This is a genomic window from Actinomycetota bacterium (assembly GCA_040754375.1).
Lineage (GTDB): Bacteria > Actinomycetota > Acidimicrobiia > Acidimicrobiales > AC-14 > JBFMCT01.
Genome location: JBFMCT010000030.1, coordinates 22298 through 40991, shown reverse-complemented (window position 1 = coordinate 40991; position 18694 = coordinate 22298). Strand labels below are relative to the sequence as shown.

The window sequence follows — 18694 nt, the reverse complement described above, 5'->3', positions numbered from 1 at the left end:
TCGTCGGTGGCCGGGGGGGCCTCGTCGGTGGCCGGGGGGGCCTCGTCGGTGGCCGGGGGGGCCTCGTCGGTGGCCGGGGGGGCCTCGTCGGTGGCCGGGGCCGCATCGGCGGGGACGCCGCCCTGCTGGTCGAGCAGGGCCTTCAGCCCGTAGGCGAAGTTGCGGGGCAGGGCGGCCAGGAGGCCAGCCATCTTCTGCAGGGGTGCGGCCAGCGCGCCTGCGAACTGGGCCAGCAGTACCTCCCGGGGCGCGACGTCGGCCAAGGCGCCGGCATCGGCCGCGCTCAGGACGGACTCGCCCAGCAGGCCGCCCTTGATGACCAGGTTGGGGTTGGTACGGGAGAAGTCCCGCAGCGACTTGGCCACCAACACGGCGTCGCCCTCGACGAAGGCCACAGCCGTGGGCCCCGTGAGCAGGTCGTCGAGCCCCGACAGGCCGAGGTCGGCCGCGGCCAGGCGCACCAGGGTGTTCTTGTAGATCTTGTACTCGCCACCCGCTGCCCGCACGGAGTTGCGCAGGTTGGCCAGGTCACGGACGTTGAGGCCCCGGTACTCGGTGAGCAGGGCGGCGCTGGACGAGGACAGGCGCTCGCGCACCTCCTCGACCACTGCGACCTTCTCGGGTCTCGGCTTCTCGGCAGCCATCTTCCTCCTCGTGGGCGACGCGCGACGCCTCTGTCGAGGAGAGCGTCACCTCGTCAGGCGGGTGGCCTTTCGGACCACCCCTTATGCGCCTGGGCGCACCGGATGTCTACGGCAACAGGACTGGTTGTGAACTACAGCGTAACTCAGGAAGCGGCCGCGGCCGCCAGCTCGTCGTCGAGGGCCCGCATGGGGTTGGGGTCGACCCTGACGCCCGGGCCCATGGTGGACGAAAGGGTGACGCCCCGCATGTAACGGCCCTTGGCTGCGGCCGGCTTGGCCCGGTTCAGCTCTTCGATCACAGCCCGGACGTTCTCCAGCAGGGCCACCCGGTCGAAGCTGACCTTGCCCACCGGCACGTGGATGTTGCCGTAGCGGTCGGTGCGGTACTCCACCCGTCCACCCTTGAACTCCCGGACGGCCCGGCCGACGTCGTCGGTGACCGTGCCCGTCTTGGGGTTGGGCATCAGGCCGCGGGGGCCCAGGACCCGACCGAGCCGGGCAACCTGGGCCCGCATGAGGTCGGGGGTGGCGATGGCCACGTCGAAGTCGAGGAACCCACCCTGAACCCGCTCGGCCAGGTCGTCGGCCCCGACCACGTCGGCACCCGCCTCCCGGGCCTCCTGGGCCTGGGCCCCGGCCGCGAAGACGGCCACCCTCACGGCCTTGCCCGTGCCCGCCGGCAGCCCGACGGTGCCCCGCACGATCTGGTCGGCCTTACGGGGGTCGACCCCGAGGCGCACGGCCAGCTCCACAGTCTCGTCGAACTTGGCGAACGACAGGCTCTTGACGAGGTCGACGGCCTCGCCCGGCGAGTGGTGGCGGTTGCGGTCGAGGCGGCGGATGGCGTCCTCGTAGTGCTTGCTGTCCCTGTTGTTGTTGCCCATGCCCCGCTCCCCTAGTTGACCCGGATGCCCATCGAGCGCGCCGTGCCCGCCACCTGGCGCTTGGCCGCCTCGAGGTCGTTGGCGTTGAGGTCGGGCAGCTTGGTGCGGGCGATCTCCGCGACCTGCTCGTCGGTCACCGACCCGGCCGCCTCCTTGCCCGGGCTCTGGGAGCCCTTGTCGACCCCGGCCGCGGCCCGCAGCAGCACGGGCGTGGGCGGCGTCTTGGTCACGAACGTGAACGACCGGTCTTCGAAGACGGTGATCTCGGCCGGGATGACGGTGCCCCGCTGCGACTCGGTGGCCGCGTTGTACTGCTTGCAGAACTCCATGATGTTGATGCCGTGAGGGCCCAGAGCGGTCCCGACCGGGGGCGCGGGCGTAGCCGCGCCGGCCGGGATCTGGATCTTCACGACCGCGGCGACGCGCCGCTTGGCCATCTTGTTCTCCTAAAGCTTGGCGACTTGGCTGAACTCGAGCTCGACGGGTGTCTCGCGCCCGAAGATGTTGACGAGCACCTTGAGCTTGAGCTGGTCCTCGTTGATCTCGGCGATCTGGCCCGAGAAGTCGGCGAACGGCCCTTCTTTCACCCGGACGCTCTCGCCCGCCTCGTACATGGGCCGGCGCATGGGCTTGCGCCCCGTCTCGACGCCCTCGGGCTGGACCTGGAGGATGCTCTCGACCTCTTTGCGGGACAGGGGCGTGGGGCGGGCGCCGAGGCCCACGAATCCGGTCACCCCCGGGGTGTTGCGCACCACCCGCCACGAGTCGTCGTCGAGCACGCACCGAACGAGCAGGTAACCCGGGAAGACCTTCTTCTGGACGACCACCCGCTTGCCACCCTTGAACTCGATCACGTCCTCCATGGGGATGACGCACTCGTAGATCAGGTCCTCCATGTTCATGGAGGCGATACGGCTCTCGAGGTTGGACTTGACCTTGTTCTCGTAGCCCGCGTAGGTGTGCACGACGTACCACGCCCCGGGCCGGTCGTAGGGGCTCTCGACCCGGGCCGGCACCTCGTCGGCTTCGTCCTCGCCGTCGCCGTCGCCGTCGAAGGCGGCCGCAACGGCGTCGTCGGGGTCGGGGACGCCCAGCAGCTCGTCCTCGGTGAGGAATGGGGCGGAGACCTCGGCGTTCTCGTCGGGCTGGTCGTCGTCGGCCGGGGTGGCGTCGCTCATGTCCTGAACAGCCAGATGACGCCCTTACCGAAGGCGAGGTCGAGCAGGAAGATGAGGGCGGTGAGCAGCAGCAGGGCGATCAGCACGATCGTCGAGTAGTGGATGACCTCTTTGCGGTTGGGCCACGCCACCTTGCGAAGCTCGGCCCGTACCTGACGCAGGAACTCCCGGGCCTTGACCCGCTGGTCGGGCGGCTTGGGCGCGGGGCGGCCCGCGCCCTCCTTCCGGACGGGCGCGCCCTCACGGTCGACCTGACCCTGGCGCTGCATCATCCGCTTCATTTCTCGGTTCACGGCGACCTCTGGCACGACAGCGTGCGATCAGCTTCTGGAACGTTCTGTTCGAGCAGTTCTGTTCGAGCAGGGCAGGAGGGACTCGAACCCCCAACCGCCGGTTTTGGAGACCGGTGCTCTACCAGTTGAGCTACTGCCCTTCGGGGTTCGGTCCCTGGGCTTGCGTCGAGGATACCTCGCGGGCCAGGGGTCCGCCCCCCGGGCAGACGTGGGGCCCCGTTCAGGAGAGGAACTAGCTGGCCAGGCGGAGCTTGTTGCGGTGGCGGGCACGGGTGGCGAGCACGAAGGCGCCAGCCGCTCCGGCGGCGGTGGCGGCCGCGATGCCCCCCACATAAGCGGCCCGGCGGCCGCCAAGAAGGAACCTCATGGCCCGGCGCTCGCTAGCCGCCTCCAAAGTGGTGAAGATGTCGGCCAGGACCCCAGGGGCGGGCTCGAGCACCTCGGTCCGCAGCTGGTGGAGGGCCTTGAGCAGCTTGCGGTACTGGGCCAGCTCGGCCTGGCAGCGCAGGCAGGCGTCGACATGGCGGCGCAGTTCGAGGTCGGCCACGGCCACGCCCTCCACGATGCCGGGCAGGGCCGCGGCCACCGAGGCACAGGTCAAGCCCGACCCGTTACGGGTGGGGTTCCCGACGTTGGAGCCTCTAGACGGCACGGGCCCTCTCCTCTCCGGGCAGTGGGTACAAGCGCTCCCGCAGCTTGCGGCGGGCCCGGTGGAGCCGGACCTTGGCCGCCGCCTCGGTGATGCCGAGCTCGGACGCGATCGCTTCGTGGGGCAGGTCGTAGACGTCCCGCAGGACGACCACAGCCCGCAGGCGGGGCGGTAGCTCGCCCAGGGCCTCGGTGACCCGGTCCCGCAGCATGCCTGCCTCGGCCACCGCCTCAGGGTCGATCTCGGGCCTGGTGTCGGCCACGGGCTCGTCGTCGGACAGCTCCTCGGTGCGGTTCTTGGTCCGCTTGGAGAGGTAGGTGGCGGCGCAGTTGGCCGTTATCCGGTACATCCACGTGGAGAACCGGGCGTCGCCCCTGAACCGCTTGATGCCTCGGAAGGCGCGTAGGTAAGCATCCTGGAGCACGTCTCGTGCGTCCTCTTCATCCCCGGTGAGCCGGTAAGCGAGCGTGTAGATGTCGGCGTGGGTGGCGCGCACGAGCTCGTCGAAGGCGGCGCGGTCGCCTTCTTTGGCCGCTGCGACTAGCGCAGCCTCCTGCTCGGTGGCACCCACTGCCTGCTCAGACCCCGCGGGGGAGCTACTGGTTACCGGGTCTCGCGGTGGACCGTGTGCGAGCGGTCCCAGCGGCAGTACTTCTTGATCTCCATGCGTTCACGGTCGTTCTGCTTGTTCTTCATGGTGATGTAGTTGCGCCGCTTGCACTGCTCACAGGCCAAGGTGACCTTGACCCGCTTCTCACCCTTGGCCATCTTCGTCGCTCCTTCTCAACACTTCTCTCGTCCGGCGGGACGGGCAATGGTAGCGGCGGGCGGACTCGAACCGCCGACCACTCGATTATGAGCCGAGCGCTCTGCCAACTGAGCTACGCCGCCAGGGTCTTTCTGGCGAGCCCCCTGTCGGAATCGAACCGACGACACCAGCCTTACCATGGCTGTGCTCTGCCGACTGAGCTAAGGGGGCGTTTCACTGCGCCGACCATGCTATCGGAGCCCCCAGCGGTGCTCGTAGGGTTCACGCCGTGCGCGAGCCCATTGACGTCCGCCTGGCCCGCCAAGACGACGCCGAGGCCATCCGGGCTATCTACAACCCGGCCGTGACCGCCACGACCGTCACCTTCGACCTGGTCCCCCGCACCCTTGCCGAGCAGCAACAGTGGATCGCCGAGCACTCCGGGGCCCACCCGGCGGTGGTGGCCACCGGCCCATCGGGCCAGGTCGTGGGCTTCGCGTCGCTGAGCCCCTACCGTCCCCGTCCGGCCTACGCCACGACCGTCGAGGACTCGGTCTACGTCCACCCCGACCAGCACCGCCAGGGCGTGGGCCGGGCTCTGCTCGAGGATCTCCTCCGCCTGGGCACGCTCCACGGCTTCCACGCCGTCATGGGCCGCATCGTCGACGGCCACGAGGCCTCGATCGCCCTCCACCAGGCCTGCGGGTTCCGGGTCGTGGGCGTCGAGAAGGAGGTCGGGCGCAAGTTCGGCCGCTGGCTGGACGTCGTCCTGATGCAGAAGCTGCTGTAGTTAGATGGCATCCTGATGCAAATGTGACGCAGCCTGTATCTTGCTCTCTGTTTCATCTCTAAGGTTAGGGTCGGCTTCCGTCACACTGCCCTTCAACGAGCACCACGTCCGGTCCGTTCGCCGAGAGCGCGCGGTGATGGTTCACGGAGGCCGGCCGTGACCAAACCGTGACCACCGCCGAGTGCTGGACCAGCCGACCGTGGGCGCTGTCGCCGAGGCGGATGGCATGCTGACCAGCACTTTTGTCCTGAGTGGGCCGGGCAGGATTCGAACCTGCGAAGGCTTTGCCGGCTGATTTACAGTCAGCTCCCTTTGGCCACTTGGGTACCGACCCAGGGGTAACCCGGTCAGGTTACCCTGCGCCGGCACCACCACTGAGGGGTTACGCCTCCGGCCCGGTGGTCGGGTTAGCGTTGGTCATGCCGTCCTTCGACGTCGTCTCCGAGCTCGACCTGCAGGAAGTCCGCAACGCCGTGGACCAGGCCCAGAGGGAGGTGTCCACCCGGTTCGACTTCAAGGACACCGGGTCGGCCGTCGAGCTGGCCGACGGCGAGATCCGGATGCGGTCAGCGAGCGAGGACCGCCTGCGGGCGCTGACCCAGGTCCTCGAGGAGAAGCTGGTCCGCCGCCAGGTCTCGTTGAAAGCCCTCACTTACGGCAAGGTCGAGGAAGGTTCCAAGGGGACGGTCCGCCAGGCCATCACGCTGGCCGCCGGTATCAGCGACGAGAAGGCCCGGGAGATCAACCGCTTGGTCAAGGACAAGGCGGCCAAGGGCGTGTCGTCACAGGCCCAAGGCGAACAGGTACGGGTCACGGCCAAGAAGAAGGACGACCTTCAGGGGACGATCGCCGCCCTGAAGGCCCATGACTTCGGCATCCCCCTGCAGTTCAAGAACTTCAGGGACTGATCAGGGGCCTCGTCGGAGCGGCCAGCACCCGGGGGGTGATGGGCGAGAGCAGCTCGTGGGTCACCTGCCGGGCCCGGACCAGGTCGATGGCCCGCATGTCCTCGGCCGTGGCCATCGGGGGGGAGGACTGCGTGGCGGCCGCGGCGGTCAGGCGCACCGAGCCGTTCTCCCGGCGTACGCTGCGGGCCCACAGCTGGGGGCCGTCGCTGGAGGTGGGGCCGCCGAGCGATCCCGAGCCCATACGCCGGAGCACGCCCGCGGCCGTCAACGGCCGGGGGAGACCGACCCGGTAGGAGGCCAGCACGGCGGGGGCGCCGGCGATGGCCTCGGCCAGCCACCGGTCGACGATCGGCTTGGGGTTGACGGCCGCCCCGCCCCGAGGATGGATCTGGATGTGGACGTGGGGAGCACTGTCGTCCGCGTTACCCGTCGAGCCGACGAACCCGACGACCTGGCCCTGTTCGACGTGCTGGCCCGACCGCACGTCCTTGGGGAACCGGTCGAGGTGGGCCAGGTAGTAGTAGGTGCCGTCGGACGTGGTGACGTAGGCGGCGAGCCCCCCGGCTCCCTCGGAGGCGAACTCGACCCGGCCGGCCACCGGCGCCCTCACGGGTGTACCCCGGGCCGCGAACAGGTCGGTCCCCATGTGGAGGTGGAACTGGGGGGTGAACCGGGGCATCAACCAGTCGTCGGTCCAGTAGACCTCGCCCGCGATCGGGAACTGGCCCATGCCAACGATTGCCGCTTCCTCGTCGGTGAGACCCTGGTCTGTCAAGGGCCGCAGTGCCTCGAGGAGGGCGAGGCTGTTGTTGCTTCCGGTGCGGACCACCGAATTGACGACCCGCTGGGCGTCGGCTGGCACGGTGCGCGCCGTGGTGCCACTGCCCGACGACGGCTCACCGGCCGTGGGAGGCGACGGCGCGTGGTCCTCCGGCGGGGGCGGAGGCGCCTCGGTCGACGGAGGTGCGGGCACGGTCGTCGTGGTCGGCAGCAGCCTGCCCAACAAGTCGTCAAGCAGGCCGGCCGTGGTGGGGGGTGACTGCTGGGCCGCGATCGGTGCGGGCGGCCCCACGTCGGCGCGCGCCGTCAGCGCCCCTCCCGTGATCAGTCCCGCCAGGGTGGGGACGAGGGCGAGCATTGAGCGGGCTCGTCTCGGCACGTCCCCATTCTGTTCGACATCGCCACCCCGATTCCTGCCTGGCGGCGCTCTATCGCCTCCACTCGCCGGCCCGCAGGCGGGCGACCCGGTCCTCGACGGGCGGGTGGCTGGCGAACCAGTTGGCAAACTGGACCCGGCGGCCAGTCAGCGGGTTCACGATGTACTTGCCGGCCTGGACGGGGTCGACATCCATCGGAACGGCCCGGGCGCCCTGCTCGAGCTTCGACAGGGCCCGGGCCAGGGACTCCCCGTCACCCAGGAGCCGGGCCCCGGTGCGGTCGGCCTCGTACTCCCGACTGCGGCTGAGGGCCATCTGCAAGACGGCGGCCGCCATGGGGGCCAGCAGGGCCATGGCCAGCAGGGCTATGGGGTTGGCGTTGCGGTCGTCACCCCGGCCGCCGCCCAGCATGGCGCCCCACATGGCCATACGGGCCACGAAGGTGATGCCCATGGCCACGGCCGCGGCCACCGAACCGATGAGGATGTCGCGGTTGCCGATGTGGCTGATCTCGTGGGCCAGCACTCCCCGCAACTCGTTCCAGTCCAAGATCTCGAGGATGCCCTGGGTGACGGCCACGGCTGCGTTGTCGGGGTTGCGGCCGGTGGCGAAGGCGTTGGGCTGGCGGTCAGGGGTCACGTACAGCTTGGGCATGGGCATGCCGGCGGCCGCCGTCAGCTCCCGCATGATCCGGTAGTACTCCGGCATCTGCTGCTCGGTGACCGGTACGGCCCGGGCCGACTTGATGGCGATCTTGTCGGAGAACCAATAAGAGGCGCCGACGAAGGCCAAGCCCAGCAGCAGCCCGATGAACATCCCGCCCCGCCCGAAGAACGAGCCCCCGAGAACGAGCAGGCCCCCGAGGAAGGCGAGCAGCGTGTAGGTCTTGAACGTGTTCTTGCTCATAGCCATCAGTTAAACGCTTCGGACGCCCGGTTTCGTTCCAGACCGGGGGGCGCACCGGGCCGGCGCCGACCCCGGCAGGGCCCGACGTTAGGGTGGGTCGCCGGGGCCGGGCGCCAACACGTCGCCCCACGCACCCGCCGACCAGCCATGACACCACTTCGACGACGCCCGGCCGTCCCCTGGAGCGGTCTTGCCGGGCCCCCGCGGGGGTGATCTCGTCGCCACCTTGACCTGGACCGAGGGCGTCCATCCCGGGTTCCGGCGGTCGATGGTCGACGCCCTCCCGCTGTTCGCGGCCATGGGCCTGCTCATGGCCGGGCATGGGCTCACGTCGACCCTCCTGGGGATCCGGGCCGGCATCGAGGGCTTCCGGCCCACGGCCACCGGGTTGGTGCTGTCGGGCTATTACGCCGGGTTCCTGGTGGGTTCGCTGGCCGCAGCCCCGACGATCCGCCGGGTGGGCCACGTCCGTGTCTTCGCGGGCCTGGCCTCGCTGGCTTCGGCCGCCGTGCTCGTCCACGTCGTCAGAGCTGACCCGCTTCCTTGGCTCGTGTTGCGGGTGGTCTCGGGCGTGTGCCTCTCGGGCCTCTACGTCGTCACCGAGACGTGGCTCAACGGCGTGGCCACCAATTCCACCAGGGGGGGGATGCTGGCCGGGTACATGGTGGTGGTGACGGGTGGCATGGCCGCCGGCCAGCTCCTGTTCTCGGTGGCCGACGCCGGCGGGTTCGCGGCCTTCGTGCTGGCGTCGGTACTGGTCTCGTTGGCCGTCGTCCCGGTGGCGCTGGCCAACGTGCACGCCCCCGACGTGCCCGACCCCCATCCCCTGTCGCTGCGGGACCTCATGAGAGCGGCCCCCCTGGCCGGGGTCGGGGCCGCGCTGTCGGGGTTCCTCGGTGCGGCCGTGGTCAGCGGCGGGGTCATCTTCGCGGCCGAGGCCGGCCTGCGCCAGGGAGCCACGTCGGCCCTGATCTTCGCGGCCCTGGCCGGCGCCCTGCTTCTCCAGTTCCCTCTGGGGCGCTGGTCAGACCGCACCGACCGCCGCCTCGTGATCGTCGCCGCCGGTGCGACCGGGACCGTCGCGGCGGTGGCCGCCGCCTTCGCCGGCCCCGACCGGCTCGTGCCTCTTGTCATGCTCATGGCCGTGGCCGGGGGCATGGCCTTCCCGCTCTATTCCCTGGCCAACGCCCACCTGAACGACTACCTGGCCGACGGCACCCGGGTGGCCGCAGGCGCCCGCATGGTGCTGATGAACGGGATGGGCGCAATCGCCGGCCCGCTGGTCGTCGCGGCCACCATCGAGGTGTCGGGGCCGGTGGCCATGTTCGCCGTCCTGGCCTCCGCCTACTCGGTGGTGGCTGTGTACGCCCTCTACCGCATCACCCGGCGGGCACCCGCCGCTGAAGCGGAGCGGGCCAGCTACGTGCCCGTGCCCGTCGGGAGCTCGATGACCATCGCCACAATGGCCGACGGCGCGGGCGACGAGCTGTACGAGATTGTGGACGGCACCGTGACCGCCGGGGACCGGACGCTGGCCTATCAGGAGCAGGGCACGGGCGAGCCGGTCGTCCTCGTCCACGATCTCGCTGGTCCACAGGACGCCTGGCACAGCGCGCTGTCGCCCTTAGCGGCCGACGGAGTGCGGGCCATCGCCCCCCAGATGCGGAGCGAGGCGGCTGGGGTGGAAGAGCACGTGGAGGACCTGCTCGAGCTCCTCCGGGGGCTGGTCCTGCCCTCGGTGACACTGGTGGGCACCGGCACCGGCGGCGAGCTCGTCGCCCGCTTTGCCGCCGACCACCCCGACAGGGTGAACGCCGTGGTTCTGGCCGCGAGCGCCGCCGATGTCCCCGACCTCGACGACAAGCCCGTCCTCGTCCTCGACCACCTCCCCGGCCGCGATGCGCCCGAGTGGCTGGCCGACCAGGTGGCCGACTTCCTCCGCCGCCGCTCCGCCCCGGCTGCGGACCTGCTGTGAACATGATCTGGCAGGCGGCGCTGGTCCACGGCCCTTCGGCCCAGGTTGGGCCGGGTTGGGCCGGGTTGGGCCGGGGCACGGACCTAGACTCAGGCCGAAGCCAGCGGAAGCGACGAAAGCAGACGCGTGCGGGCGAACGTACTCACGGGGCGCCAGGCCTTCGAGCAACGGCGATGGCCCGAGGCGGCGGACCTCCTGGCCGAGGCGCACCGCGAGTCCCCCCTCGACCTCGACGACCTCGAGCGGCTGGCCACGGCCGCCTATCTCGCAGGGGCCGAGGCCGACAGCGACCGCTTCCTGACCGCTGCGCACCACGAGGCCCTCGCACGGGGTGACCTCCCCCGAGCCGCCCGCCAGGCATTCTGGATCGGGTTCAGCCTCGCCTCCCGGGGCGAGCTGGCCCAGGCCGGAGGTTGGATCGCCCGCGCCCAGCGCGTCCTCGACGAATGCGGCTCGGACTGCGTCGAGAACGGCTACGTGCTCGTTCCTGTGGGCCTGCGCGAGCTCGACGCCGGCCACGCGGCCGAGGCACGCGAGACCTTCGAGCGGGTTGCCGGCATAGGAGGGCGCCACGGCGACACCGACCTGACCACGCTGGGACGGGTCGGCATGGGCCAGGCGCGGATCGCCGAGGGCGATGGTCCGGCGGGCCTGGCCCTCCTCGACGAGGCCATGGTGGCAGTCACCGCCGGCGAGGTCTCGCCCCTGGTCGCGGGACTCGTCTACTGCGCGGTGATCGAGGCCTGCAACCGGAGCTTCGACCACGGGCGAGCCCGGGAGTGGACGATGGCCCTGTCGCGCTGGTGCGCAGCCCAGCCGGGACTGGTCGCCTACCGAGGCGCATGCCTGGTGCACCGGTCGCAGGTGATGCTCCTCCAAGGCCGCTGGCACGACGCCATCGACGACGCCGAGGCGGCCCGCGACCAGCTCTCCCGTCCCCAGCCTCGCCCCGCCCTCGGGGCCGCCTGGTACCAGCGGGCCGAGCTCCACCGCCTGCGCGGTGAGCTGGGGGCCGCCGAACGGGGCTACCTGGAGGCGAGCGGCTGGGGCCACGACCCTCAGCCCGGGCTGGCCCAGCTGCGCCTGGCCGAAGGCAACCCGGCAGCCGCGGGCGCGGCTGTGCGCCGGGCTCTGGCCGAAGCCACGACCCCTGCCGACCGCGCCCGCCTACTCCCTGCGGCCGTCGATGCCTTCCTCGCCAGCGGCGACGTGACCGGCGCCGGGCAGGCAGCCGAGGAGCTCGACCGGGTTGCCGGCCAGCTCGGCGCGCCCCTCCTACGTGCCCGCGCCGCCTTCGCCCTGGGCTCGGTCCGCTTGGCCACGGGCGAGACCGAGGTCGCGCTCGAGCACCTGCGCGCCGCCAGCGGGGCGTGGCAGCACCTCGACGCCCCGTTCGAGGCGGCTCGGGCGCGGGCGCTCACGGCGCGCGCCTACCAGGCCCTGGGCGACGGGGACACGGCCGCGGTCGAGCGGGAAGCGGCCCGCCGCGTCTACGAGGGACTAGGCGCGCGACCCGCGCTCGACGAGCTCGCGAGTGGGGGTGGGCCGCCACCAGCAAGCCGGGCGCCCGACCATCCGCTGACGTCACGGGAGACCGAGGTGCTGCGCCTCCTGTGCGCGGGGACGAGCAACAAGGCGATCGCCGCCCAGCTGTTCGTGAGTGACCGAACCGTCGACCGCCACGTCAGCAACATCCTTACCAAGCTGGGCCTGTCGTCGCGCACCGCGGCGGCCGCCTGGGCCTACGAGCACGGCGTCGTGTAGGCCTCCGGCCCCGGGTTGGGTGAGACCACCCATTGGCGGCTGGGCCGGTGAATGGGTGTCACCACCGATGCGGCCCCGGTGGGCGGTTCCCTACGGTCCAGGGGTAAGGGAACCAACCGAAGGAGTGCCGGTACATGCCTGCTACGACGCTCACCGAACAGACCCGCACAGCCTGGGACCGCATCGCGACCGGGTTCGACACCCATGTGACCGACCGCAACGTCGAGCTCGGGAGGCTGGCCCTGAGCCGCGTCCCGGTCGGGCCCGGCACCCGGCTGCTGGACGTGGCCGCGGGAACGGGGGCGCTCGCCCTCCCCGCGGCCCGGGCCGGGGCCGATGTCACGGCTGTCGACCTCTCCCCCGAGATGGTGCGCTTGCTGGTCCGTCGCGCCGAGTCCGAGGGGCTGGCCTGCCTAACTCCCTTGGTGATGGACGGCCAGGACCTTGACCTGGGTGATGCGACGTTCGACGTGACCGCCTCGCAGTTCGGCGTCATGCTGTTCCCCGACCTGGCCCGAGGGATCGGCGAGATGGCCAGGGTGACCAGGCCGGACGGGACGGTGATGCTCGTCGTGTTCGGTGCCCTCCCCCACCAGGTCGAGTTCATCTCGTTCTTCGTGGCCGCGGTGCGCAGCGTCCTCCCGTCGTTCGAGGCGCTGCCGGCCGACAGCCTGCTGCCCCCCTTCCGCCTGGCCGACCGGGAGGCTCTGCACCGCCACATGGCCGACGCCGGGCTCGACGAGATCAGGATCGAGACCGTGGACCACGCGGTCCCCCTCTCGCCCCCGGTGCCCGGGGCCGAGCTGGTGGAGGTCGTCGCCAACAGCAACCCCATCGGGACCGACCTCGTCAACCGCCTCACCGCCCGACAGCGCTCCGAGGTGACCCGGGTGCTCGACGGCATGCTCGGCGAGCGGGCGACGGGCGACGACCCGTGGCTCCACAACCCCGTCCACATCGCCACCGCCACCCCCGCCCGCACCCGCCGGTGAGCCCCGGACCGGACGGCTCCCGGCAGACCGTGGCGGGCCACGGACCTCGGACCTCGGGCTATGGGTAGTAGCCGGAGTGGAGGTAGATGCAGGGGACGCCCTCGTCGCGGAACATGGCCTGGTTGCGGGCGTCGTCCTCGATGGCCAGGCGGGGGTCGAACCCCAGCTCGCGCAGGTCGGTCACGGTTCGCCGCTTGAACTCGAGGGACGCCCCGTAGTCGCCGTAGGGGCGCATGACCAGCAGGTCCCAGGGGAGCTTGTGGCGGTCGAGCCACTCGAGGGTCGGGCGGCGCACGCGCACCGGGCGGCCGGTCAGGAGCACGACGGTGACGGCCGGGTCGATGAGCTCGACCAGCCGGGCGACCTCCTCGACGACCGGGTCGTCGCCACAGGCTTCGAAGAACGCGTTCCAGTCCTTGCGGCCCGGGCCGGCGAGGAAGTGCTGGCGGCCGGTGGCGTCCGAGAGCACGCCGTCCATGTCGAACACGACGGCTGGCCCGGCCGGCCTCGGGGCACCCTCACGCCACCGCCAGTGCGAGGGGACGGCCACCGGTTCGGGGCTCATTCCTCGGCGGGGGCCACGTGGGCGCGCTCGCGGATCTCCTCGACCACCGCCGGGTCGGCCAGCGTCGTCGTGTCGCCCAGGTCGCGCCCGTCGGCCACGTCTCGCAGCAGGCGGCGCATGATCTTGCCGCTGCGGGTCTTGGGCAGGTCGTCGGTGAAGATGACGGTCCTGGGCCGGGCGATGGGCCCGATCTTGGCGGCTACGTGGCGCCGCAGGGCCTCTCCGTGCTCGGTGCCGCCGAGCTCACCCCCTCTGAGGGTCACGAAGGCGACGATGGCCTGGCCGGTCGTGTCGTCCTTGGCCCCCACGACGGCCGCCTCGGCCACCGACGGGTGGTCGACGAGGGCCGACTCGACCTCGGTGGTCGACACCCGGTGGCCCGACACGTTCATCACGTCGTCGACCCGGCCCAGGAACCACACGTAGCCGTCGTCGTCGAGCTTGGCCCCGTCGCCCGCGAAGTAGCGACCCTCAAAACGCGACCAGTAGGTCTGGCGGTAGCGCTCGGGGTCTCCGTAGATGCCGCGGAGCATCGAGGGCCACGGGTGGGTGAGCGTCATGTACCCGCCGCCCACCTTCACGGGCTGGCCGGCCTCGTCCACGACCTCGGCGCCGATGCCGGGCAGGGGAAAGGTGGCCGAGCCCGGCTTGAGGGTGGTGGCCCCCGGCAGGGGGGCGATCATGATGGCGCCCGTCTCGGTCTGCCACCACGTGTCCACGACCGGGCACCGTCCCCCGCCGATGTTCTCGTGGTACCAGACCCAGGCCTCGGGGTTGATGGGCTCGCCCACCGTCCCCAGCAGCTGGAGCGACGACAGGTCGTGGGCGGCAGGGTGCTCGACACCCCACTTCATGAAGGTGCGGATGGCCGTCGGCGCGGTGTACAGCTTGGTCACCCCGTAGCGCTCCACGATCTGCCACCAGCGGTCACGGCCGGGGTGGTCGGGCGTGCCCTCGTACATCACCGAGGTGGCGCCGTTGGCCAGGGGGCCGTACACGATGTAGCTGTGGCCCGTGACCCATCCGATGTCGGCCGCGCACCAGTAGACGTCAGTGTCGGCGTGGAGGTCGAACACGTAGCGGTGCGTGAACGCCACCTGGGTCAGGTACCCGCCCGTCGTGTGCATGATGCCCTTGGGCTTGGCCGTCGTCCCCGAGGTGTACAGCAGGTACAGAAGGTCCTCGCTGTCCATCGCTTCGGGGGGGCAGTCGGCCGACGCGCCGGCCATCAGGTCGTGGTACCAGAGATCGCGGCCGTCGACCATGGTCACGTCCACACCGGTGCGGCGCACGACCACCGCGTGGCGCACCGACGGCGTGCCCTCCAGGGCGGCGTCGGCGTTGGCCTTGAGGGGGACGGACCGGCCTCGCCGCCACCCGCCGTCGGCCGTCACCACGACGGCCGCGTCGGCGTCGTTGATGCGGTCGCGCAGGGCCTCGGACGAGAACCCCCCGAACACCACCGAGTGGGCCGCCCCGATGCGGGCACACGCCAGCATGGCCACCGGCAGCTCGGGGATCATCGGCATGTAGATGGCCACCCGGTCACCCCGGCTGACCCCCAGGCCCTTGAGCACGTTGGCGAAGCGGGCCACCTCGTCGCGCAGCTCGGCGTAGGTGATCGTGCGGGTGTCACCCGGTTCGCCCTCCCAGTGGTAGGCCACGCGGTCGCCCCGGCCGGCATCGACGTGGCGGTCGAGGCAGTTGTGGGCCACGTTGAGCCGGCCGCCCACGAACCACTGGGCGAAGGGCGGGGCCCAGTCCAAGATCGTGTGCCAGTCGTCGTACCAGTCGAGCAGGTCAGCCGCCTGGCGGGCCCAAAAGCCCTCATAGTCTCGGTTGGCGTCGTCGTACATCCATTGGTCGACGACCAGGGCCTGGCCCTTGAAGTGCTCGGGCGGCGGGAACGTCCGGTCCTCGACGTAGAGGTCTTCGATCGTGACCTGGTCCTCCGCCACTGGCTGAACCTCCTGGGGCGACGCGTCCGGACTGCCGAGCCTAGGCCGGGGCGTTGACGACCACGCTGCGCACGGCCCGGTCGTGGAAGGCCTGGCGGCGGCGGTCCCACAGCGGGGACAGGGCGTTGACCACTCCCGGGATCACGAAGGCGTAGAACAGACCGAGGTACACGAGGCGGCGGAGGGCGGCCCGGCGTGGGCCGATGGCCCCGCCCGTGTCGGCGTCGGCCACCAGCACGCGCATGGCCATCTTGCCCACCGATGCCTGGCGCGGGCCCCCGTCCATGAGGGCCGAGTAGCCCACGGTAGCGGCCACCGACAGCATCAGGAGCAGGGGCTGGGCCTCGAAGCGGACCATGTCCCCGTCGCGTACGAACTCGGCCAAGCCCAGCGAAATACCCAGTACCACGAGGGGCGCGCCCACGATGAGCCCGTCCACGAAGTAGGCGATGACCCGTCGCCACCACGCCGCCGGCTGCCCGACCTTGGAGGGGGCGGCGTCGGGCGGGGGTGGCGGCCAGTCGGCGGCCTGGCGGGCGTCGGGGGCCGGGAGCCCGTCGGACGACGAGGACGGCGGGGGGGGCGGGACCGAGGGCGGAGGCGGTCGGTCGGAGGGATCGCGCGACGGAGGTTCCACGGGGCCGAAGCTACCCAACCTCCCACTCCAAGACCCGGAAGGCCCCCAAGCCCCGGGGATCGGTGAGGGCGGCCGCCTCCGACAGGACGCTGCGGTGGCGGAGGGCCTCGAGGTCGCCGACGTGGGCCCGCTCCTCCCACCGCCGGCGGGCATCGTCGACCACCTCGTCGAGCCCGTGGGCCCGTAGGAACTCGGCCTGGCTGCGGTCGTTCACGGGACGGGCCACGGCCGCCAACTGGTCGGCGGCCACCTCGCACGTCACGTCCTGGGCGCCCAGGGCTTCGAGGGGGTGGCCACCCCGGCCGTGGCCCCGGTAGGTCCGCAGCCATTGCGACCACGGCCGGGCGGCCATCGAGGCGGTGGTGTCGGCGTAGTCGACCACCACCACCCGGCCCCGTTCGAGGGCGGCCAGGGCCTCCCGCAGCCAGGCCCGGGCGTGGTGCTGGAGCGGTAGGCGCCCCCCGGCGGGCGCGTCCGGGGCCAGCTCGCCCGCCTCGGAGGCCACGTCGGGCGGCGCGGACACCACCACCTCGGCCAGGTCGGCCCCCACCCTGATCTCGGACCAGCGCCCCGAGGGCGAACGTTCGAGTAGACGGAACGGCAGGTTGTCGAGCAGCTCGTTGGCCATGACCACGCCCTCGAACGGCCCGGCCGGCAGCTCGGCCAAAGCCGTGACCAGTGGCCCGCTCCCGGGCACGGCCCGGGGACCGAGGTCGGGGTCGGCCGCCACCACCGGGCCGAGGACGAGGCCGGCGGGCTCGAGGGCCAGGCGCCGGGACTGGGCCTGCCGCCATGCCTCCGAGCGCTCGACCAGCACGTAACGCAGGGCAGGCGAGCACTCGGGTGCTGCGGCCAGGACAGCGGCCGCCAGCGCGCCGGCACCGGCACCGGCCTCGACGACCACGTAGGGGTCAGGCCGGCCCAGGGCCGCCCACCAGGAGTCGAGCGCCCGGGCCACGACCCGGCCGAACAGCGGGCCCACCTCGGGGCTGGTGATGAAGTCACCCCCGCCCCGGCCGGCGCCCGAACCGGCCGAGTAGAAGCCCCCGGGCCCATAGAGCGCCAGGTCGAGCACCTCGTCGAAGCGCAACGGCCCCGAGCGCCGGGCCCGCTCGGCCACCGCCCGAGCGACCGTCAGCTCCTCCCCCATGGGAGGGTCAGCGCACGAAGGGTGCGAGGTCGCCGAGCCGGGCGAAGAGCTGGGGGTAGACCCCGATCACCAGCACCACGGCGGCGGTGAGGCCCAGGGCGGCCGTCAGCGACGTCGGCACGGCGATGGGTGTCTTGTCGCCGTCGGGCACGGGGTTCATCCACATCTCCTTGGCCACGGCCGCGTAATAGAACAGCGCGATGACCGAGTTCACGGCCGCGATCACACCCAGGACGATGGCCCACGCCGTCCCCGCGTCGATCACGGCCCGGAACACGAAGATCTTTGCCCAGGCACCGGCCAGGGGCGGGATGCCGGCCAGGGAGAACATGAACAGCGTCATGAGCACGGCCAGCCCGGGGGCGTACTCGAACAACCCGCCATAGGACGAGATCTCTCCCGAGCGGGTCTTGCGGGCCACGGCGATGATGACGGTGAAGGCCCCCAGGTTCATGGCCGCGTAGACCAACAGGTAGACAACCGATGCGGTGAACGCCGAGCGGGCGGCCGTCTCGTTGGTGGCGGCCACTGCGAAGGGCACCAGGATGTAGCCGGCCTGGGCCACCGACGAGTAGGCCAGCATGCGCACGATGTTCGTCTGGCGCAGGGCGATGAGGTTGCCCACGGTCATCGACAGGGCGGCCAGCACCCAGAACACCGGTGCCCACACGTCGTCGCGTCCGAAGAAGCCCACGTAGATGAGTTGGAAGAGGGCGACGAACCCGCCCGTCTTGGAGGCCACCGACAGGAAGGCGGTGACCGGAGTGGGAGAGCCCTCGTAGGTGTCGGGCGCCCAGAAGTGGAAGGGCACAGCCGACACCTTGAAGGCGAAGCCCACGACGATGAACAGGATGGCCACGCTCACCACTGGCTGGGCGGCGACCGAGCCGGCCACCGCGCTGCCGATATCGGTGAGCAGGGTCGAGCCCGTGAACCCGTAGACCAGCGACATCCCGTAGAGCATCACGGCCGAGGCCAGCACGCCCAGCAGGTAGTACTTGAGGGCGGCCTCGTTGCTCTTCAGGTCGCGCTTGCGCCAGCCGGCCAGCAGGTAGCCGGGGATCGACAGCGTCTCGAGGGCGACGAAGATCGTGATGAGGTCACGCGACGACGACATGACGACCATGCCCAGTACCGAGCACAGGACGAGGAAGTAGTACTCCCCCTCGTAGTAGTCGCCCTCTTCGATGTAACGGGCCGACATCAGCAGCACGATGTAGGCCGTCACCAGGAACAGGCCCTTGAGCACCAGTGCGAACTGGTCGACCACGAAGGCCCCGCCGAACATCGACCGGGCGTCGGCATCGCTCACGGCCAGGGTGACCACGGGGACCAAGGCGACCAGGAGGCCGAAGCTGGCCAGGTTGACGACGATCCACTTGCGCTCGCGGCTCACGAACAGGTCGGCCAGCAACACCGTGCACAGCGTGACGAGCAGGATGATCTCGGGCGCCAGCGCGTGGTAGTCGAGCGTCGGGGCGGTGAAAGCCAGCATC

20 protein-coding genes and 4 tRNA genes are annotated in these 18694 nt (G+C 71.2%); 5 read left to right on the top strand and 19 right to left on the bottom strand.

What is annotated here, in order from left to right; genetic code table 11:
• The 11 genes from rplJ to AB1673_12650 form a co-directional block, all read right to left on the bottom strand.
• Nucleotides 1–644 (bottom strand): 50S ribosomal protein L10 (rplJ, locus tag AB1673_12700; GenBank protein MEW6154831.1); only part of this gene is annotated, 644 nt, incomplete at its 3' end.
• A gap of 143 nt (nt 645–787) precedes the next feature.
• Entirely contained in the window at nt 788–1528 is a 741-nt protein-coding gene (gene rplA, locus AB1673_12695) for a 50S ribosomal protein L1 (protein ID MEW6154830.1), read from the bottom strand.
• An 11-nt stretch (nt 1529–1539) separates the two neighbouring features.
• Nucleotides 1540–1965 (bottom strand): 50S ribosomal protein L11, encoded by a 426-nt coding sequence (gene rplK, locus AB1673_12690; GenBank protein MEW6154829.1) that lies wholly within the window; start codon nt 1963–1965, stop codon nt 1540–1542.
• 9 nt (nt 1966–1974) lie between these two features.
• Nucleotides 1975–2706 carry a transcription termination/antitermination protein NusG gene (gene nusG / locus AB1673_12685; protein MEW6154828.1) on the bottom strand — a complete coding sequence of 244 codons (732 nt, stop codon included), beginning with the start codon at nt 2704–2706 and terminating at the stop codon, nt 1975–1977.
• Complete coding sequence (gene secE / locus AB1673_12680; protein MEW6154827.1) at nt 2703–2999, bottom strand: preprotein translocase subunit SecE; 297 nt, start codon at nt 2997–2999, stop codon at nt 2703–2705. Before secE ends, nusG begins: the two co-directional genes overlap by 4 nt.
• 67 nt (nt 3000–3066) lie before the next feature.
• Nucleotides 3067–3139: transfer RNA gene (locus AB1673_12675), tRNA-Trp, on the bottom strand.
• A 92-nt stretch (nt 3140–3231) separates the two neighbouring features.
• The gene (locus AB1673_12670) at nt 3232–3651 is read right to left on the bottom strand and encodes a hypothetical protein (protein MEW6154826.1); all 420 of its coding nucleotides are present in this window, start codon (nt 3649–3651) and stop codon (nt 3232–3234) included.
• The gene (locus AB1673_12665) at nt 3641–4219 is read right to left on the bottom strand and encodes an RNA polymerase sigma factor (GenBank protein MEW6154825.1); all 579 of its coding nucleotides are present in this window, start codon (nt 4217–4219) and stop codon (nt 3641–3643) included. The genes AB1673_12670 and AB1673_12665 overlap by 11 nt, the downstream gene beginning before the upstream one ends.
• A 32-nt stretch (nt 4220–4251) precedes the next feature.
• Nucleotides 4252–4416, bottom strand: coding sequence for a 50S ribosomal protein L33 (gene rpmG / locus AB1673_12660; GenBank protein ID MEW6154824.1), 165 nt, complete (start codon nt 4414–4416; stop codon nt 4252–4254).
• 47 nt (nt 4417–4463) lie between these two features.
• Nucleotides 4464–4539 (bottom strand) — tRNA-Met (locus tag AB1673_12655).
• 15 nt (nt 4540–4554) lie between these two features.
• A tRNA-Thr gene (locus AB1673_12650) sits at nt 4555–4627 on the bottom strand.
• A 58-nt stretch (nt 4628–4685) separates the two neighbouring features.
• Between AB1673_12650 and AB1673_12645 the strand changes: the two genes are divergently transcribed.
• Complete coding sequence (locus AB1673_12645) at nt 4686–5186, top strand: N-acetyltransferase family protein (GenBank protein ID MEW6154823.1); 501 nt, start codon at nt 4686–4688, stop codon at nt 5184–5186.
• 252 nt (nt 5187–5438) lie between these two features.
• Here AB1673_12645 and AB1673_12640 read toward each other — a convergent pair.
• Nucleotides 5439–5520 (bottom strand) — tRNA-Tyr (locus AB1673_12640).
• Nucleotides 5521–5605: 85 nt separating this feature from the next.
• Between AB1673_12640 and AB1673_12635 the strand changes: the two genes are divergently transcribed.
• Nucleotides 5606–6094: a YajQ family cyclic di-GMP-binding protein gene (locus tag AB1673_12635; GenBank protein MEW6154822.1), complete on the top strand. Its 489-nt coding sequence runs from the start codon at nt 5606–5608 to the stop codon at nt 6092–6094.
• Here AB1673_12635 and AB1673_12630 read toward each other — a convergent pair.
• On the bottom strand, nt 6084–7232 hold the full coding sequence (locus tag AB1673_12630) for a M23 family metallopeptidase (protein ID MEW6154821.1): 1149 nt from the start codon (nt 7230–7232) through the stop codon (nt 6084–6086). The genes AB1673_12635 and AB1673_12630 overlap by 11 nt on opposite strands.
• Before the next feature lie 70 nt (nt 7233–7302).
• A complete protein-coding gene (locus AB1673_12625) occupies nt 7303–8157 on the bottom strand; it encodes a zinc metalloprotease HtpX (protein ID MEW6154820.1) in 855 nt (284 codons plus the stop codon).
• Nucleotides 8158–8383: 226 nt separating this feature from the next.
• Here AB1673_12625 and AB1673_12620 point away from each other — a divergent pair, with 226 nt between their 5' ends.
• From AB1673_12620 to AB1673_12610, 3 genes are all read left to right on the top strand, one after another.
• Nucleotides 8384–10132 carry an MFS transporter gene (locus AB1673_12620; GenBank protein MEW6154819.1) on the top strand — a complete coding sequence of 583 codons (1749 nt, stop codon included), beginning with the start codon at nt 8384–8386 and terminating at the stop codon, nt 10130–10132.
• 126 nt (nt 10133–10258) lie between these two features.
• The gene (locus AB1673_12615) at nt 10259–11896 is read left to right on the top strand and encodes a response regulator transcription factor (GenBank protein ID MEW6154818.1); all 1638 of its coding nucleotides are present in this window, start codon (nt 10259–10261) and stop codon (nt 11894–11896) included.
• 134 nt (nt 11897–12030) lie between these two features.
• On the top strand, nt 12031–12888 hold the full coding sequence (locus AB1673_12610) for a methyltransferase domain-containing protein (GenBank protein MEW6154817.1): 858 nt from the start codon (nt 12031–12033) through the stop codon (nt 12886–12888).
• A 58-nt stretch (nt 12889–12946) separates the two neighbouring features.
• On the opposite strand, the gene AB1673_12605 is transcribed toward AB1673_12610, so the two are convergent.
• Genes AB1673_12605 through AB1673_12585 form a run of 5 tightly spaced genes read right to left on the bottom strand, consistent with a single transcriptional unit; the run spans nt 12947 to nt 18693 of the window.
• Nucleotides 12947–13453: a hypothetical protein gene (locus tag AB1673_12605; GenBank protein MEW6154816.1), complete on the bottom strand. Its 507-nt coding sequence runs from the start codon at nt 13451–13453 to the stop codon at nt 12947–12949.
• Nucleotides 13450–15411 carry an acetate--CoA ligase gene (acs, locus tag AB1673_12600; protein MEW6154815.1) on the bottom strand — a complete coding sequence of 654 codons (1962 nt, stop codon included), beginning with the start codon at nt 15409–15411 and terminating at the stop codon, nt 13450–13452. The genes AB1673_12605 and acs overlap by 4 nt, the downstream gene beginning before the upstream one ends.
• A gap of 40 nt (nt 15412–15451) precedes the next feature.
• On the bottom strand, nt 15452–16048 hold the full coding sequence (locus AB1673_12595; protein MEW6154814.1) for an RDD family protein: 597 nt from the start codon (nt 16046–16048) through the stop codon (nt 15452–15454).
• Nucleotides 16049–16058: 10 nt separating this feature from the next.
• Complete coding sequence (locus AB1673_12590; protein MEW6154813.1) at nt 16059–17198, bottom strand: SAM-dependent methyltransferase; 1140 nt, start codon at nt 17196–17198, stop codon at nt 16059–16061.
• Nucleotides 17199–17205: 7 nt separating this feature from the next.
• Nucleotides 17206–18693, bottom strand: a complete 1488-nt coding sequence (locus AB1673_12585; protein MEW6154812.1) for an NADH-quinone oxidoreductase subunit N — start codon at nt 18691–18693, stop codon at nt 17206–17208.
• Nucleotide 18694: the final 1 nt, after the last annotated feature.